Origin of the sequence: Mesorhizobium sp. WSM1293 (genome assembly GCF_000513875.1) — a bacterium.
GTDB lineage: Bacteria > Pseudomonadota > Alphaproteobacteria > Rhizobiales > Rhizobiaceae > Mesorhizobium > Mesorhizobium ciceri.
The window spans coordinates 1,007,988-1,023,068 of sequence record NZ_AZUV01000001.1 but is presented as its reverse complement, the minus strand read 5'-3'; the positions used below and the strand labels follow the sequence as shown (position 1 = coordinate 1,023,068).

At 64.0% G+C, this 15,081-nt stretch carries 16 protein-coding genes; 2 read left to right on the top strand and 14 right to left on the bottom strand.

The features are described from left to right. Window positions 1-143 precede the first annotated feature (143 nt). From M729_RS01000000134685 to M729_RS1000000138280, 7 genes are all read right to left on the bottom strand, one after another. On the bottom strand, window positions 144-1,433 hold the full coding sequence (locus tag M729_RS01000000134685) for an FAD-dependent oxidoreductase (protein ID WP_032808007.1): 1,290 nt from the start codon (window positions 1,431-1,433) through the stop codon (window positions 144-146). Continuing rightward, window positions 1,426-2,175: an ABC transporter ATP-binding protein gene (locus tag M729_RS0105185; protein WP_050580477.1), complete on the bottom strand. Its 750-nt coding sequence runs from the start codon at window positions 2,173-2,175 to the stop codon at window positions 1,426-1,428. The genes M729_RS01000000134685 and M729_RS0105185 overlap by 8 nt, the downstream gene beginning before the upstream one ends. Continuing rightward, window positions 2,099-2,929, bottom strand: a complete 831-nt coding sequence (locus M729_RS0105180) for an ABC transporter ATP-binding protein (RefSeq protein WP_024504007.1) — start codon at window positions 2,927-2,929, stop codon at window positions 2,099-2,101. The genes M729_RS0105185 and M729_RS0105180 overlap by 77 nt, the downstream gene beginning before the upstream one ends. Next, a complete protein-coding gene (locus M729_RS01000000134680; protein WP_024504006.1) occupies window positions 2,926-3,921 on the bottom strand; it encodes a hypothetical protein in 996 nt (331 codons plus the stop codon). The genes M729_RS0105180 and M729_RS01000000134680 overlap by 4 nt, the downstream gene beginning before the upstream one ends. Then, window positions 3,921-4,871, bottom strand: coding sequence for a branched-chain amino acid ABC transporter permease (locus M729_RS0105170; RefSeq protein ID WP_245267542.1), 951 nt, complete (start codon window positions 4,869-4,871; stop codon window positions 3,921-3,923). The genes M729_RS01000000134680 and M729_RS0105170 overlap by 1 nt, the downstream gene beginning before the upstream one ends. Before the next feature lie 150 nt (window positions 4,872-5,021). Next, window positions 5,022-6,134: a branched-chain amino acid ABC transporter substrate-binding protein gene (locus M729_RS0105165; protein WP_024504004.1), complete on the bottom strand. Its 1,113-nt coding sequence runs from the start codon at window positions 6,132-6,134 to the stop codon at window positions 5,022-5,024. 142 nt (window positions 6,135-6,276) lie between these two features. Continuing rightward, entirely contained in the window at window positions 6,277-7,050 is a 774-nt protein-coding gene (locus tag M729_RS1000000138280; protein WP_024504003.1) for a GntR family transcriptional regulator, read from the bottom strand. Window positions 7,051-7,159: 109 nt separating this feature from the next. Here M729_RS1000000138280 and M729_RS0105155 point away from each other — a divergent pair, with 109 nt between their 5' ends. Further along, complete coding sequence (locus tag M729_RS0105155; RefSeq protein WP_027160951.1) at window positions 7,160-7,912, top strand: NAD(P)-binding domain-containing protein; 753 nt, start codon at window positions 7,160-7,162, stop codon at window positions 7,910-7,912. 28 nt (window positions 7,913-7,940) lie between these two features. Here the strand turns inward: M729_RS0105155 and M729_RS0105150 are convergent, their stop codons facing one another. From M729_RS0105150 to M729_RS0105120, 7 genes are all read right to left on the bottom strand, one after another. After that, the gene (locus tag M729_RS0105150) at window positions 7,941-8,690 is read right to left on the bottom strand and encodes an SDR family oxidoreductase (protein ID WP_027160950.1); all 750 of its coding nucleotides are present in this window, start codon (window positions 8,688-8,690) and stop codon (window positions 7,941-7,943) included. Window positions 8,691-8,777: 87 nt separating this feature from the next. Beyond that, entirely contained in the window at window positions 8,778-9,701 is a 924-nt protein-coding gene (locus M729_RS0105145) for a 3-hydroxyacyl-CoA dehydrogenase NAD-binding domain-containing protein (protein WP_027160949.1), read from the bottom strand. Beyond that, window positions 9,701-10,570 (bottom strand): hypothetical protein, encoded by an 870-nt coding sequence (locus M729_RS0105140; RefSeq protein WP_027160948.1) that lies wholly within the window; start codon window positions 10,568-10,570, stop codon window positions 9,701-9,703. Before M729_RS0105140 ends, M729_RS0105145 begins: the two co-directional genes overlap by 1 nt. A 1-nt stretch (window position 10,571) precedes the next feature. Continuing rightward, on the bottom strand, window positions 10,572-10,895 hold the full coding sequence (locus M729_RS0105135) for an NIPSNAP family protein (RefSeq protein ID WP_024503998.1): 324 nt from the start codon (window positions 10,893-10,895) through the stop codon (window positions 10,572-10,574). 64 nt (window positions 10,896-10,959) lie between these two features. Next, window positions 10,960-12,252 (bottom strand): alpha/beta fold hydrolase, encoded by a 1,293-nt coding sequence (locus tag M729_RS0105130; RefSeq protein WP_156949271.1) that lies wholly within the window; start codon window positions 12,250-12,252, stop codon window positions 10,960-10,962. 14 nt (window positions 12,253-12,266) lie between these two features. Further along, window positions 12,267-13,241 (bottom strand): alpha-ketoacid dehydrogenase subunit beta, encoded by a 975-nt coding sequence (locus M729_RS0105125; RefSeq protein ID WP_024503996.1) that lies wholly within the window; start codon window positions 13,239-13,241, stop codon window positions 12,267-12,269. A 1-nt stretch (window position 13,242) separates the two neighbouring features. After that, window positions 13,243-14,214 (bottom strand): thiamine pyrophosphate-dependent dehydrogenase E1 component subunit alpha, encoded by a 972-nt coding sequence (locus M729_RS0105120; protein ID WP_027160946.1) that lies wholly within the window; start codon window positions 14,212-14,214, stop codon window positions 13,243-13,245. Window positions 14,215-14,317: 103 nt separating this feature from the next. Between M729_RS0105120 and M729_RS0105115 the strand changes: the two genes are divergently transcribed. Continuing rightward, on the top strand, window positions 14,318-15,064 hold the full coding sequence (locus M729_RS0105115) for an SDR family oxidoreductase (RefSeq protein WP_024503994.1): 747 nt from the start codon (window positions 14,318-14,320) through the stop codon (window positions 15,062-15,064). Window positions 15,065-15,081 lie beyond the last annotated feature (17 nt).

Below are 15,081 nucleotides of genomic sequence, written 5' to 3'. Positions count from 1 at the left end.
TCGGTGCTCACAGTGCCGCGCGCATTGGTTCAAATCCTGGAGAGGGACTGCCGCCGCCCCATGACATGAAGTGCCAAGACAACACCTTGGCTGGACCATCAAGCCGCCGGCACAAAAATCAGCATCGTCGGTCTGTAATGTCATCAAGAGCTTCGATCCTTGAAGCGGTTCCAGAGATGCATGCGGTTCGCGACCTGCACGGCGACCGGATGGAACGGAACCGGTTTCATGTTGGTGACCGGCAAAGGCATCTGCTCGTCCCGGCGCCGGCCTGCCGCCCAGCGGCCGATTTCCTGGCCAAGAGACATTGCCAATGCCACGCCGCGGCCGGAATAGACGCCGCCAAACACGAGGCCGGGTGCCAGGCGATAGAGGCGAGGTCTGCGATCAGGCACCACGGCAAAGGTGCCATGCCAGTATTCCACGATCGGCGGTTCGCCGCCGAATGCGCGAAAAGCCTTGCCCAGCATGCTCGAGACCTTGGCGCGACCGCGGTCGGCCTCGTCAAACCAGAATGTATGCGTGCCGCCGCTCACCAGCCGGCCGTCGACGTCGTAGTGGAAATAGCGGATGTCGTTGCGCATGTCGGACACCGCGGGGTTGCCGACAAGGATCTGGGTGCGCAGGCCTTCCGGCAGCGGGTTTGTCGCGGCCTGGAAGACCTTGAACGGCATCAGTGTCTTCTTCAGCCCAGCCCAGAGGTCGCCGGTAAGCGCATTCGTGGCAAGCACCACTTCTGGCGCCGTGACGCTTCCCGTTGCGGTGAAGACGCGCCAGCCGCCTTCCACCTTCTCGATGCGAGACGCCGCGGCGTTCTCGAAGATGGTCACGCCTTCGCGCTCAAGGGCGCCGGCAAGGCCAATGGTCATGGCGAACGGATTGATGTGGCCGGAATTGTGCACCATCCAGCCGCCGAGATAGGGGCTGCCGATGCGCGCGCTGGCTTCGGCCCGGTCAAGCCAGGAGACATTGGCGCCGAAGGCTTTCCACTCTTCGTAGAACTGGCGCGCGCGGGCAAGCGTGGTGTCGGTGTGAGCGGGCTGGATCCAGCCTTCCTGAACCTGGTGGGCGTCTATGTTAAAGCGCTGCATCAGGCCGAAGGCTACGCCGGCCGCATCCGCAACCATGCGATTGTAGCGCTCACCGATCGTCTTGCCGTAGACCGCCTCGAACTCCGCCGGCGAGGCCTTGGAATGGTGGGAGATGACAAGGCCGTTGTTGCGGCCCGACGCTGCCGATCCGATCTCGTTGCTCTCAAGCAGGATGACATTGACGCCGCTGTCGCGCGCGCCGAGTGCCGCGGCCATGCCGGTGAAGCCGCCGCCGACCACCAGCACGTCCGTCTTCAGGTCGCCTTGCGGTGCCGGTGCGGCCGGGCGCCTGTTCGCGGTCTTGCGCCACAGATGCGGCGTCTTCCAGTCGACCTCAAACATGAAGGACGTCCTCGCTGGCGCCGCCGAGATAGTGTTCCCTCAGGGCCGAATGCGCGGCCATTTCCTGCGCCGGGCCATGCAGCTTCACCTTGCCGGTGTTGAGCAGGTAGGCGTAGTCGCCGCATTCAAGCGCCAGCTGAACGTTCTGCTCGACGAGCAGGATCGAAATGCCGTTGCGCGACAGGTCGAGGATGATGCGGAAGATCTGGTGGACGATCTTCGGGGCAAGACCGAGAGACGGCTCGTCGAGCATCAGAAGCTTCGGCTCGGCCATAAGCGCGCGCCCGATCGCCAGCATCTGCTGCTGGCCGCCGGACATGCGGCTTGCCATGCCGTTGCGCCGTTCTTTGAGCACAGGAAACAGCTCGAACACCTCGGCGCGCAACGCCTCGAAACTCTTCCCGCCGCGACCGATATGGGCCGCGACCAAGTTTTCCTCCACCGTCAGGCGCTGGAAGATCTGGCGGCCTTCCGGGCAGTGGGTGATGCCGAGACGCACGACCTGTTCGGGCCGCATCCCGGTGATATCGCGGCCTTCGAAGGCGATGCTGCCGGCGGAGGGCCGCGCAACACCGGAGATTGAGTTGAGCAGCGTTGTCTTGCCGGCGCCGTTGGGACCCAGGATGACGACGATCTCGTGCGGATCGACGTCAATGCTGATGGCCTCAAGAACGCCGACGCGTCCGTATCCCGAGCTGAGCCCGGCGATCCTGAGCAGCGGCCCGGATGTCGTCGATGTCATTGGCGGTTCCCAGATAGGCGAGTTGGACGTCGGTGCTTGCCTGCACTTCGGAGGGCGTGCCCCGGAAGAGCAGCTTTCCGTGATGCATGACGATGATGCTGTCGCAGAGCGTCATGACGAGATCCATGTCGTGCTCGACGACGATCATGATCCGGTCGGGCGAACGCAACGCGGTGAGTTTTGCCGTCAGCTCCGCCGTCTCGTGGTGGTTCAATCCGGCGGCGGGCTCGTCGAGCAGCAGGACGCGCGGATTGGCGACCAAGGCGCGGGCGATCTCCAGCATGCGCTGTCGGCCATAGGGCAGGCCCCCGGCATCGACGTCGGCGTAGCCCTGAAGGTCAAAAAACCTTAGGATTTCCATGCATTTCTCACGCCGGCGCCGGCGCTGGGCGTTGGCATAGGGTGGCCAGATCACTTCGCTCCAGGCGGCCGCAACCTCGGCGGGATAGAAACAGACTTCAAGGTTCTCGATCGCCGACATCTGGTCGAAGAGGCGGATGTTCTGATAGGTGCGGGCAATTCCCGAATTGGCGATCTGGTATTTCTTGAGTTTGTCGAGACGCTTGCCGTCGAGCGTGATCGAGCCCGACGACACTGTGTAGGAACCAGCCGTCATGTTGATCAGCGTCGACTTGCCGGCGCCGTTCGGTCCGATCACGCCGTGGATCATGCCGGGAGCGAAGTCGGTCGACACGTCGTCGATGGCGACGACCTCGCCATACACCTTGCGAAGGCTCTGAAAGACCAGCGTCATTTTCCGAAAAGCCCTCGGATCAGTTTCTCCGGCCCGAAGCTGCGCGGCACGATGCCGGCCGGGCGCGCGATGATCAGCGAGATCATCAAAAGACCGAGGAAGAGGATGCGCCATTCGGCGAATTCGCGCAGCAGCTCCGGCAGCAGGATCAGGATTGCCGCGCCGGCGACGATGCCGAAGATGTTGCCGATGCCGCCGACCACGATCATCAGCACGATCAGCACCGATTCCTGCAGCGTGAAGCTTTCCGGGCTGACGAAACGCTGCGATGCGGCGAAGATCGCGCCGGCTATGGAACCGATCGTGGCCGAGGTGGCGAAAGCGGCAAGCTTGGCATTGGTGGTGTTGATGCCGATGCCGCGCGCGGCGTCCTGGTCCTCGCGGATCGCCGCCCAGGCCTTGCCGAGGATGGAGCGCTCGAGCCGCCAGACCACGGTGCCGACGATGAGCACGGTGATCAGCAGCAGCCAGAAGAAGTCGATCGGCCGGGCAATCTGTATGCCGAGGATCGACGCCTTGTCCAGCCGGGCAATGCCTTGCGGCCCTCCGGTCAGCCAGTCGAGATTGTTGATGATGATGCGGATGATCTCGCCGAAGCCAAGTGTGACGATGGCCAGATAGTCGCCGCGCAATCGCAACACCGGAATGCCGAGCAATATGCCGGTGACCGCACCCAGGCAGGCGGCGACGAGCAGGATGAGCAGGAACGGCATATGCAGGCCGAGCTGCGGGCTTGCCAGCAGCCCATAGCTGTAGGCGCCGACCGCGTAGAAGGCGACGAAGCCGAGATCCAGCAGCCCGGTATAGCCGATCACGATGTTCAGGCCGATGCCGAGCAGGATGTAGATCAGCAGGCTGTTGAGGACACGGACATGGTAGTTGGGCAGGAAGGGCGTGGCCATGATCAGCGCGATCGCGATGGCGAAGACGAGCCAGGAGATGGTCCGGTTCGCACGCGGCCGGGCCGCGGCGAGAGTGTCGGCGGCGGCCATCAGAATTCCCTCTTGTACACGGTGCTTTCCTCGGAGACGGCCTCGCCGAGTATACCGGCAGGACGGACCAGAAGCACGAGTATGAGGATCGCAAAGGCGAGAACGTCGCGATACTCGGTGCCGAGCACGCCGTTTGTGACAATGGGCAGCAGCGCGGTTCCCCACACTTCGATAAAAGCCAGGATGAAGGCGCCGAGCATGGCGCCGGGGATTGAACCGATGCCGCCGAGGATGGCCGCGGTGAAGGCCTTCAGCCCGATGACGGCGCCCATGCTGGGCGACATGATGCCATAGTAACTGGAATAGAGGATGCCGCCGGCAGCGCCGAGAAGCGGCCCGACGAAGAAGACCATCGAGATGGCGCCGTTGACGTTGATGCCAAGCAGTTGTGCGGTCGGTCGGCTTTCCGATACGGCGCGCACGATGATGCCGATACGGCTCCGGTTGACCAGGACATGCAGGCCGAACATCAGCACGAAGGCGGCGATCAGGATGCCGATCTGCATCAAGGTGATGGTGCCGCCCATCACCTGATACCGGACGACGGGGAAGAAGCTGGGAAAGGCGACCGGCTGTGGGCCGGCCAGGATCTGCACCCCGGTGACGAGCGACAATGAGACGCCGAGCGAGGACAGCATCGGCGCGAGCCGGGTGGAGCTTCTCAGCGGTTTGTAGGCGACCCTTTCGATGCCGACGCCAATGAGGCCGACGAGGAAGATCGCCACGAGAAAGGCCGCGGTCAGCGCCAGCGCGCCCGACATCCCGACATCGCCGACCAGCAGGCTGAGCGCCAGAAACGCTACATAGGCGCCGAGCATGAACATCTCGCCATGGGCGAAGTTGATCATGCGCAACACGCCGTAGACCATGGTGTAGCCGAGCGCGATCAAGGCGTAGATCGAGCCGATGGTCAGGGCATTTACCGTTTGTTGGATAAGATTTCCCAGCATGGGCCGGCGTCCTGTGCCTGCAACCCCATGGACCGGTCGAACCGGGAAGGGGAATGGTCGACGTGGCCGCCCGTACTTGCGGCAGGCACGCCCGTCAACAGGTGAAGGAGCCGCTTCGCGCGTAGCGATGCGGCTCCGGCGGTCTGGCTGCTATTTCGAACCGACGAGATGGAAGCCCGTTCCCTCCACCTTGTAGAGGTAGGATGGGGCGACTTTGAGTTCGCCGGTTTCGTCGAATTCCAGCTCGCCGACGACGGTCTTCGCCTTGACTGCATGCAATGCCGCGTTGAGGTCCTCACGCGTGAGGCCTTTCGTCGTCTTCAGCACCTGTTCCAAAATCTGGCCCTGTACATAGCCGTAGATCGAATACGGGCCGGCTTCCTCACCATACTTCGCCTTGTAGAGTTTGGCGAAATCGGCGATCTCGGGGGAGGCATCCATCGGCGGCACCTGGATCGCGACAAGCGTGCCCTGGATATTGGCTTCGCCCGCCTGTTTGATGAGGTCCGGCGTGTAGCCGCCGTCCGGCACCATTAGCACGGCGGCGATACCTTGCTCGTGCATCTGCTTGGCAAACAGCGCAAGCTGCGGCATGACGGCGCCGAGATAGATCGCATCGGGCTTCTTGGACTTGATCTGGGCCAGCACAGCGGTGAAGTCCACATCGGACGGCGCCACGGCAATGGTATCGAGGACCTTGCCGCCGCCGGTCTCGAAGTTCTTGGCGAAGATTTCGGAAATGCCCTGGCCGAAGACCTGCTTGTCGTTGACGATCACGGCTGTCTTGGCGCCGAGCTTGCCCAGCGCATATTCGGCTGGCAACAATGCGCCGGCCAGATCGTTGGCCACCGGGCGCACCATGAACTTGTAGCCCTGCTTGGTGAGAGACGGATTGGAGCCGAAGGTCATGGTCGGCAGCGTGCAGTCTTCATAGATCGGCAGCGTCGACTGGGCGACGCCGGAATTGAAGTTCACCAGGCCAAGCACGACCTTGTCATTGTCGCAGAATTTCTGGGCGACGAGCGTTCCCTCGCGCGGGTCGGCCTTGTCGTCCTGCTGGTCATAGGCAATGGTGACGCCATTGACGCCGCCATCGGCGTTCAGCCTGTCGACGTAGAGCTTGAAGCCATTGTGCCAGGTGCTGCCGAAATAGGCCTGCGCGCCCGAGAGCGGCGCGGACATTCCGACGGTAATCTGCTCGGCCATGGCCGGCGCTGCAAAAAGCGAGGCGCCGAGAAGAAGTGTGGCGATAGATTTTTTCATCATGGTTCCCCTTAGCTGCTGACTACGACAGGGGGAGGCCGTTGCGGTCTTCTTCCCCGTGTAAGCCCATCGAAGCAGACAAAGGGATCGTCGTCAAGAAAGTGTCGACACTATTGCGTTCAATTTTGTGCTCAGATATCGATTATGCGTCGCGAGCCCTTCGGCGACGCTTCAGCTCGGCGCCATTGTCGGGCGCGAAAACCTTGAGCAAGGCGTCCTTGAGCGCTTGCTGCGTGGCGGAGACGGTCATTTCGATATGTTCGCGCAACAGTTTCGCGCCGTTCTCGGCATCGCGCTTGACGGCAGCCTCGACGATGGCCGAATGGGAGGTGATCTGCGCCTTGTCATGCGAAGGATGTTCGATCTGGATGCGGCGGATGAAGCGGATGCGTGCATTGATGGAGCTGAGCTGGCCGACAAGTTCCGGATTTCCGGAGAGTTCGGCGATGAGCAGATGGAAGCCTTCGTCCTCGGCCAGGATGACATCCGGCGGCTGGTCCGGGTAGGCGTCGACGATCGCTTCCCAGTAGCTCCGCAGCCGGTCGATTTCGCTGTCGTCGGCGCGCTCGCACATCAGTTTGAAAGCAGCGCACTCGATGATCGAGCGGAACTCGTAGAGATCGAGCAGGCCCTCGGTGCTGAGGCTTCTGACGAAAAAGCCTCGATTGGGCGTGAGCGAAACGAAACCCTCGGAGGCGAGCCGGTTCAGCGCCTCGCGGATCGGTGTGCGCGAAACGCCGAGGCTGCGCGAAAGCTGGACCTCGTTGATGCGTTCCCCGGGCTTCAGCTTGAATTCGACCAGGAGCTTGCGGATGGTGTTGTAGGCGCGTTCGCTGCTATCGGCTGCGCGGCGCGTCTCCGCTTCAGCGGCAAGGGACGGGTCGCTATCGGCACTGGTCTCGGCTCGTTCGGTCACGACGGTTCTCATCTGATTTGTATGCAGGCTGTGTCGACACTTTTTAGAGCGCCTTTCTTTCCCAACTTGCTGTGAATGGCAAGCAGCAGGTTCAAATCCGGGGACAACAATGATTGTAGGCATTCTTGGGGTCGGGCATCTGGCGACGTCCATGCTGGTTGGGTTCTTGCGTTCCGGGCTTGATCCCGCGGCGATCGTGCTGTCGCCGCGGGGCAAGGCGGCGGCGCTCTCCGCCCGGCACGGTTTTCGGCTGGCAATCGACAATCGCGATCTCGTCGAACAGTCCGATGTCGTCATTGTTGCGGTGCGGCCCGCGCATGCGCCGGACGCGGTCGCTGGCCTGCCGTGGCGCACGGACCAAACAATGGTTTCGGTTTGCGCCGGCGTGGCGCTATCGCGGTTTGCTGTCGCGCCTGCGCGCGCGGTGCGCGCCATGCCGTTCACGGCTTCCGAAATCTGTGCCAGTCCGACGATCTATTTCCCCGACCTCGAGCAGGCGCGGGCGGTCCTCGACCGGCTTGGCCCCTCGATCGCTCTGGCCAGCGAAACGGACTTCGAGTTGGCGACGGTCAATGCCGCCATCTATGGCTGGGTGCAGGATCTGATCCGCAGGACGACTGAATGGTCGAGCGCGCGAGGTCTCGATCCGGCAATTGGCCGCCGGCTGACGGCGATGACGTTCGTGGCCGCCGGGCGGCTGATTGAGGAGAAAGACCAGCCGATGCATCAGATGCTCGAGGAGTTGGTGACACCGGGCGGCATCACCGAGCGGGGTCTGCAGGTGCTTTCGGCGCGCGGAGTGCCTGCGGCCTGGGAGGAGGCCTGCACGGCCGTGCTCGACAAATTGACCGAGCCGGACTGAGGCGCCGCGTCGCTGATGCCACGCATGCTCATCGTTGCGGCGCGGGCGGATAGGTATGGCCGCCGGGCGCCTGTTCGCTCGGCGCGACGGTCAGTTCGGCGATGTCGACATGATCCGGCATCCGCAGCGCGGTAGCAAGCACGGCGGCAATGTCGGCCGGGCCGAGCGGCCGCTGTTGCGAGTACATGCGCTTGTGCAGGTCCTCGCGGTCGCCGTCGAAGGCCTTCAGATAGAAATCCGTTTCCACACGGCCCGGGGCGATCTCGGTCAGCCGCACGCCGGTGCCCGCGAGATCATAGCGCAGGATGCGACCGGCCTGGGAAAGGCCGGCCTTGGCCGCACCGTAGGTCGTCGTGCCGGGAAAAACGCCGCTGGCTGCCGTGCTGGTCAGGTTGAAGATGTGGCCACGCTTGCGCGCGATCATGCCCGGCAGCAACATGCGGATGAGTTGCAAGGGTGCGGTGAGGTTCAGCGCCACCACCTCGGCTGTTTCCTCCGCGCTCTGTTCGTGCAGGGGGCGCACGGTCGCCAGACCGCCGGCATTGTTGACCAGGACATCGATTTCCGCCGCGCCGAGCGCAGAAGCGATCGCCTCGTTGTCGCGCACATCGGCGACAAGCGGTTTCACGCGTGGCCCGAGCCTCTCCTGCAGGACCTGTAGCGCGCCACGGCTGCGCGCCAGCGCATGGACGGTCAATCCTTCCGTGACCAAGCTCTCGACGATTGCAGCGCCGATGCCTTTCGAGGCGCCGGTGACGAGGGCAGTGCGGTAGTCCATTGCCGTTCTCCTGAACCGTGATGATCAGAGCAATTCCAGGAAAAGTGTGAAACGGTTTTCTGTCCGGAATTGCGTCAAAACAAAGAGTTAGAGCGCGCCGCGTTCGGCTACCGTTTTCAAAATGCCGACCAGGCCTGCCTCGCGCGCGGCCTTCAGTTCCTCGTGGCTGCGCCCGCCCACCGCCGCATTTGTCGAAGCCGTGATCGCGCGGATGGTCTCGCTGTCAAGCTTTGCGTCGAGCAGCGTGTCCCAGATCGCCTGATAGGTCGGGCCGTATTTGCGCAGGAAGTCCTCGATGCCATCGGCGTTGAGGCTGTTGGAGATGAACGAACCTTGCAGGGTCCATTTCGCGCCCGGCCCATACATGAAGGCACGATCCACGTCCTCGACCGAGGCGACGCCGTCTCGCACCAGAGCGATCGCCTCGCGCCACATGGCGCCCATCAGGCGCAAGGCGATATGGCCGGTCACCTCCCGGTTGAGCGTTACCGGCTTCTTGCCGATGGCTTCGTAGATGGCGTGTGCCCGGGCGATCGCCTGCGGATCGGATGCCTTGCCGCCGACGATCTCGACCAGCGGCATCAGATGCGCCGGATTGAAGGGATGACCGAGCACGACGCGGCCGGGCAGGCGGCACTCACCCTGCATGTCGGACACCAGCAGGGCCGAGGAGGATGAAGCAATCACGACCTCATCGCCAATATGGTCTTCGATGTCGGCCAGCAGCCGGCGCTTGAGGGCCAGGTCTTCCGGACCGTTCTCCTGCACGAAATCGACGCCTTCGAGCGTCTCGGCGAGCGTCGGAAAAAGATGGATCTCGCCGGGCGCGTACGAGGTTCCTTTCAACGCATCGAGGTCGGCCATGAGTTCAGGCAGCACCTCATTGAAAGCCTGTTCGCGCCGCTCAGTCGGATCAAACACGCGCACCGTGTGGCCGGCATGGGCAAAGCAAGCCGTCCAGCGCTGCCCGATGACGCCGAAACCGACAATGCCGATGGTCAGTTTTTCCATCACCCGACCCTCCTGCCGTCAAGCGCTGCGCGGAAGGCCTCGTTGAGGTCGTTCCACGGGATGAGAAGATCGAGCCAGGCGCCGATCCGCCCGGTAGCCAGGATCGCCTCGTCGATCAAGGCACCGAACGGATAGTTGCCGTCCATCGCCGCTTTGAGCCGGAAAAGCAGGGCAGGCGTTTCCTCCATGTGGCAGAAATCGCGCAGCCGGGTCGCGGTCTTGTCGAGCGCGATTGCTGCCGCCTGGCGCAGCACCAATTCGTCCTTCCGGCCGCGCTCGGCGCGGATCCACCATAGGAGTTCGTGCAGCACCCGCGCTTCCGATTCTGCGGTGAAGACGGGACCTGCCGGGTGCATGATGGCGCGTGACGCGGTGACCCGGCTGATGTCGGCGGGACAGGACACCCACAGCGCCTTGCGAGCGGCAATGATATCCTGTGGCAGCGACGATGGCGGCGAAGGCTCGGACACGCCGCCATCCGACCGGACAAGCGTGCCTTCCAGGACACGGCGACCCTGGTCCCGCTTCAGTGCCGCGGCAAGCTCGGCAATGCCTTCCACCGGAGCGTCGAGATGGCCGAGGACGGTGATCTCGGCATTTTCCGCCTGGAGCGGCGCGAAGGTGATTTCGAGGAACTGCCGCACCGGCCAGTAGATGAAGGCGCCGGCGGTCGCGGAAAGCACATGCGTAGCACCCTCGATATCCTCGACGAAGGGAGCATGCCAATAGATGTGGCTGCCGGCGATCTTCGGCGTGTGCAGTTGCAGGCGCATGGGCAAGGCCGAGAGCAGCGCGCGGCGCGTGCGCTCGGCATCGCCAGTCAGGCGCAGCGGCCAGTTGCGCCCCTCGGCAGAGAAAATCAGGTCCATCTTACTTTCCAGGATTGAAGAAGGAGACGGGTTTGAGGATCTGGTTGCGCATGTCGAGAAGATAGTCGGTCTCGATCACCTTGCGCCGATAGGCCTGCCATTCGGGATCGGCCTCCATGCGGTCGCGCCGGTCCTCTCGATCGGCAAGGCTCTCATATTTCCACAAATGCACGGTGCGCGAGAGGTCGCCGATATGCGTCTGGAAGAAGCCGAAGGGCTCGCCCAAATAATGCCGCTGCATCGGCAGGCCGACGTCCTCGTAGAGTTTGAGGAAATGCGACAGCTTGTTGGGGCGGGCGGTATAGGTGCGATGGTCGAAGATCATATCGGGCACTCCTTCTGACATTCTGTCGTGGCGCCCTTGACGCGGGCGCGATGGTCTTGTCGGCTCAGCCGGCACTTCGCACCGTCTCGGCGATCAGCCGGGCGGTGAGCGCCGGTGCCTCGATCTGCGGTGCATGGCCGATGCCATCGAGAAGATGAACGGCAGTGAAGCCCGGCGCGCGGGCCGCATGGGCGACCGGGATGACGCGATCGAGCCTGCCCCAGATGAGCCGCGTCGGGACGGCGAGTTCGCCAAGCGCGCCCGCGAGATCGAAACCCTGCGTGCCGTCCGGGAACAGGCTTTCGGCCATCGCAGTGAGCGCGTCGCGATTGCCGGTCTTTTCCAGCTGTCTGAGTGCGGCCTGCGCATAACCGACCGGCAGGGCCGAGGGGTCGCCGACCATGACCGCCAGCCATCGCTCAAGCGCCTGGACGGTTGTTGCGCGGGCGAGCCCGGCAAGGAAGCCCGCATTGATCTCGGGGCCGAGCCCGCCAGGGGCAAGGAGTGTGACAGAGCGTACCGTAAAACGGCCCAGTCGTGCGAGCGCCAGAGCCGCCGCGCCGCCGAGCGAATGGCCGACGAGATGGGCATTGCCGACGCCCATGCCCTCCAGCCGGTCGGAGAGGAGGAAGGCGATCTCCTCGATGCTGCTTGCAGGTCTTGCCGCTTCCGTACCATGGCCGGGCAAGTCGAGGCTGATCGTCTCGATCCCCGGCCCGAGCAACGGGACAACCTGCCGCCACACGGAGCGATCCGCCCCGAAGCCGTGGATGAGGACCACCGGCACCGTCTGCCGGGCCGGCGCGGCGACAGGTGATGCCTGGACTGCGGCTGGCGCCCGCTGGCCTGCACCGTCCTGTTCGTTCGTGCGAGCGGCAAGGGTGGCATCGATGTCGCGCTTCTTGATTCGTCCGCGCGGCCCGCTTCCCGAAATGGCGGCAAGGTCGAGCCCGGCCGCAGCGGCAAGCCGCCGGGCCAGCGGGCTGGCGATCGGGCGGCTGCCAGGCTGCCGGATGGAGGAAGAGGCTTCGTCAGCCACAAGCTCGCGCGGATTGGCTGCCGCGGCGGCTGCTGTCGCCGGCCCGACCGAGGCTGGCTGGCCAGCCATCGGTTTCTCGTCCGCGATCGTGCCGAGCACGGCGCCTACCGGCGCTTCCTGTCCCTCGGCGAAGAAGATTTCGGCCAGCCAGCCGTCGCGGTCGGCTTCGATCTCGGTTGCTGCCTTGGCTGTCTCTACGGTGACGAGAAGATCACCGGTCTTGACCGGATCGCCCGATTTCATCGCCCAGGCGATCACCAGTACGGTTTCCATATATTCGCCGCCGGCGCTGTCGATGCTGATCGGATGGGTCGCCATCGCCGCCGCCTCCGTCACTTCAGCGTCTTCAGCGCGGCGGCGCGGATCTTCTCGGCACTTGGCAGCATCGCCGTTTCCAGCGGCTCGGAATAGGGGATCGGCATGTCCGGCAGCGTGACGCGCGCGACCGGCGCGTCGAGCTCGTCGAAGGCGTGATCCATGATCGTTGCCGAAAGCTCGGCGGCGTAGCCGCAAAAGCGCCAGCCCTCGTTGACCACCACGGCATGGTGCGTTTTCGCGATCGAGGCGACGATGGCGTTGACATCCAGCGGGCGCAGCGACCGGAGATCGACGATCTCGGTCGAAACACCGTCGGCTGCGAGAAGATCCGCGGCTTTCAGGGCCTCGACCACCATCTTGGAGGTGGCGAATATCGAGATATCGCTGCCTTCGCGCAGGGTTGCCGCCTTGCCGAGCGGCACGGTCACATCGCCTTCCGGCACCTCGCCGCGGGTGTTGTAGAGCAGCTTGTGTTCGAGGAAGACCACCGGCTGGTCGTCGCGGATCGCGGCCTTCAGCATGCCCTTGGCGTCGGCGGGCGTCGAAGGAGCAACGACCTTGATGCCGGGTATGTGGGCAAGCATGGAATCGAGCGACTTGGAGTGCTGCGCACCGGCACCGGCGCCGCCGCCGCCCTGCGTACGCAGCACGAACGGCATCTTGACCTGGCCGTTCCAGATGTAATTGTAGATCGAGGCCTGGTTGACCAGCGCATCGAGCGTCAGCGGCACGAAATCCGCATACATGATTTCAAGCACCGGTCGCGTGCCGGTCATGGCGGCGGTCACGGCCATGGCGGTCAGCGCCTGTTCGGAGATCGGCGTGTCGCGCACCCGCGTTCCGCCGAATTCCTCCATCAGCCCCTTCGTCACCTTGAAGACGCCGCCATAGCGGCCGATGTCCTCGCCGAAGACGAAAACGGAAGGGTCGGCCTGCATCTCTTCGCGCAGTGCCGCATTGAGCGCTTCGGCATACCGCATCATGGCCATGTCAGTGTGCCTCGCTGTAGGGGTTGCAGGCCTCGTCGAGCGAGAATTCGGGCAGGGGATCGGACAGCGCGGTCTCGAATGCCTCGGCCACCTCGGCCTTGGCCGCCGCCTCGATGTCGGCGAGCTTGGTCTCGCCGACATCGCCGAGAAGTGCGTTGCGCGAAACCAGCAGCGGGTCGCGTGCCTTCCAGGCGGCGATGTCTTCCGGCTTCTGGTAGCCGCCCATGTCGGAGGTGGAGAAACCTTCGACGCGATAGGTCTTGCATTCGACCATGCCGGGGCCTTCGCCGCGCCTGGCGCGCTCGACCATGGCCGACACGGCGCGGTAGACAGCCATCGCGTCATTGCCGTCGACGATCTCGGCCGGCATCGCGTAGCCGGCGGCGCGGATCGACAGGTCCTCGACCGGCGACTGGACTTCTGAGGGAACGGTCAGGCCGAACTGGTTGTGTTCGAGCACGAAGACGACCGGCAATTTCCACAGCCCCGCCATGTTCATGGCTTCGTGGCAGATGCCGGTTTGCGCGGCGCCGTCGCCAAAGACGCACATGGCGACATTGCCGGTGCCGAGGATCTGCATCGACAGCGCCATGCCGGTGGCGGCTGGAATGCCTGCGCCGACAATGGCATTGCCGCCGATCACGCCCTTTTCGGCATCGGCCACAAGCATGTGGCCGGCGCGCCCGCCGCAGGCACCGGTGGCCCGCCCGAAGATCTCGGCCACCACCGGGTGTACGGCCATGCCCTTGCCGATATAGACCGCGTGGCCACGATGGGTGGTGGCGACCTTGTCGCCGGCCTCCAGCACGGCGGTCGCGGCGACGCCGACGGCTTCCTGGCCATCGCAGCGATGGATCGGACCGCGCGTGCGTCCTTCCTTGTGAAGCGCCCCAAGGCCCTCTTCGAGATGCCGCACCAGCAGCATCCGGCGATAGATTTCCAGATGTTGTTCGACGGAAGGAGTGTTTTTCACCGATATCCCCGAGTTCGTGCCGAAATTAAATACAAAAGTGTCGACACTTTGCAAGCGCTTCTGCAAGATAGGGCAAAACAAGTTTGTGAAAAGGGGATCGATCATGCGTTTGAAGGGCAAAGCGGCCATCGTCACCGGAGCCGGCGCCGGTATCGGCGCGGCCGTCACGGAACTGTTTGCGAAGGAGGGCGCGCGCGTTCTGGTCGTCGATCGCGACGGCGCGCGGGCCGGCGAGGTGGCCGGCAGGACCGGAGCGCTGGCCTGGGAGGCGGACGTCTCGGACGAAGTCTCCGTGGCGACGATGGTGCGCCGCGCGCAAGAGGCCTTCGGCCGGGTGGACATTCTGGTCAACAATGCCGGTTACGGCATACGCGGTTCGGTTGTCACCACCGCGGCGGCGGATTGGGACGCGCTCATGGCCGTGAACCTCAAGGGCGTCTTTCTCTGCTCCAAATATGTCATTCCCGTCATGGCCGAGCGCGGCGGCGGGGTGATCGTGAACACCGCCTCCAACGTGGCCCATGTCGGACTTGCCGATCGGGCAGCCTATGTCGCCTCCAAGGGCGGCGTCGCGGCGCTGACGCGTGCCATGGCGCTTGACCATGTTGCGGACAAGATCCGCGTCAACGCCGTGGCGCCGGGTGTGACCTGGTCGAGCTATTTCGAAACCATGCTGGAAACCCATCCCGATCCTCAGGGGTTTGTCGCGGCATTGAACGCGCGCTCACCGATGAATCGCGTCGCGCAGCCAGTTGAAATCGCAAATGCAATCCTGTGGCTCGCCAGTGACGAATCCTCTTTCGCCACCGGCTCGATCCTGACAGTCGACGGCGGCATGACCGCCTGGTGAGGCACGCCCCTGTCGCA

Coding starts and splice junctions, on each gene's coding strand:
- M729_RS01000000134685 (WP_032808007.1), bottom strand. CDS start 1,433: ATGTTTGAGGTCGACTGGAAGACGCCGCATCTGTGGCGCAAGACCGCG.
- M729_RS0105185 (WP_050580477.1), bottom strand. CDS start 2,175: ATGACATCGACGACATCCGGGCCGCTGCTCAGGATCGCCGGGCTCAGC.
- M729_RS0105180 (WP_024504007.1), bottom strand. CDS start 2,929: ATGACGCTGGTCTTTCAGAGCCTTCGCAAGGTGTATGGCGAGGTCGTC.
- M729_RS01000000134680 (WP_024504006.1), bottom strand. CDS start 3,921: ATGGCCGCCGCCGACACTCTCGCCGCGGCCCGGCCGCGTGCGAACCGG.
- M729_RS0105170 (WP_245267542.1), bottom strand. CDS start 4,871: ATGCTGGGAAATCTTATCCAACAAACGGTAAATGCCCTGACCATCGGC.
- M729_RS0105165 (WP_024504004.1), bottom strand. CDS start 6,134: ATGAAAAAATCTATCGCCACACTTCTTCTCGGCGCCTCGCTTTTTGCA.
- M729_RS0105155 (WP_027160951.1), top strand. CDS start 7,160: ATGATTGTAGGCATTCTTGGGGTCGGGCATCTGGCGACGTCCATGCTG.
- M729_RS0105150 (WP_027160950.1), bottom strand. CDS start 8,690: ATGGACTACCGCACTGCCCTCGTCACCGGCGCCTCGAAAGGCATCGGC.
- M729_RS0105145 (WP_027160949.1), bottom strand. CDS start 9,701: ATGGAAAAACTGACCATCGGCATTGTCGGTTTCGGCGTCATCGGGCAG.
- M729_RS0105140 (WP_027160948.1), bottom strand. CDS start 10,570: ATGGACCTGATTTTCTCTGCCGAGGGGCGCAACTGGCCGCTGCGCCTG.
- M729_RS0105135 (WP_024503998.1), bottom strand. CDS start 10,895: ATGATCTTCGACCATCGCACCTATACCGCCCGCCCCAACAAGCTGTCG.
- M729_RS0105130 (WP_156949271.1), bottom strand. CDS start 12,252: ATGGCGACCCATCCGATCAGCATCGACAGCGCCGGCGGCGAATATATG.
- M729_RS0105125 (WP_024503996.1), bottom strand. CDS start 13,241: ATGGCCATGATGCGGTATGCCGAAGCGCTCAATGCGGCACTGCGCGAA.
- M729_RS0105115 (WP_024503994.1), top strand. CDS start 14,318: ATGCGTTTGAAGGGCAAAGCGGCCATCGTCACCGGAGCCGGCGCCGGT.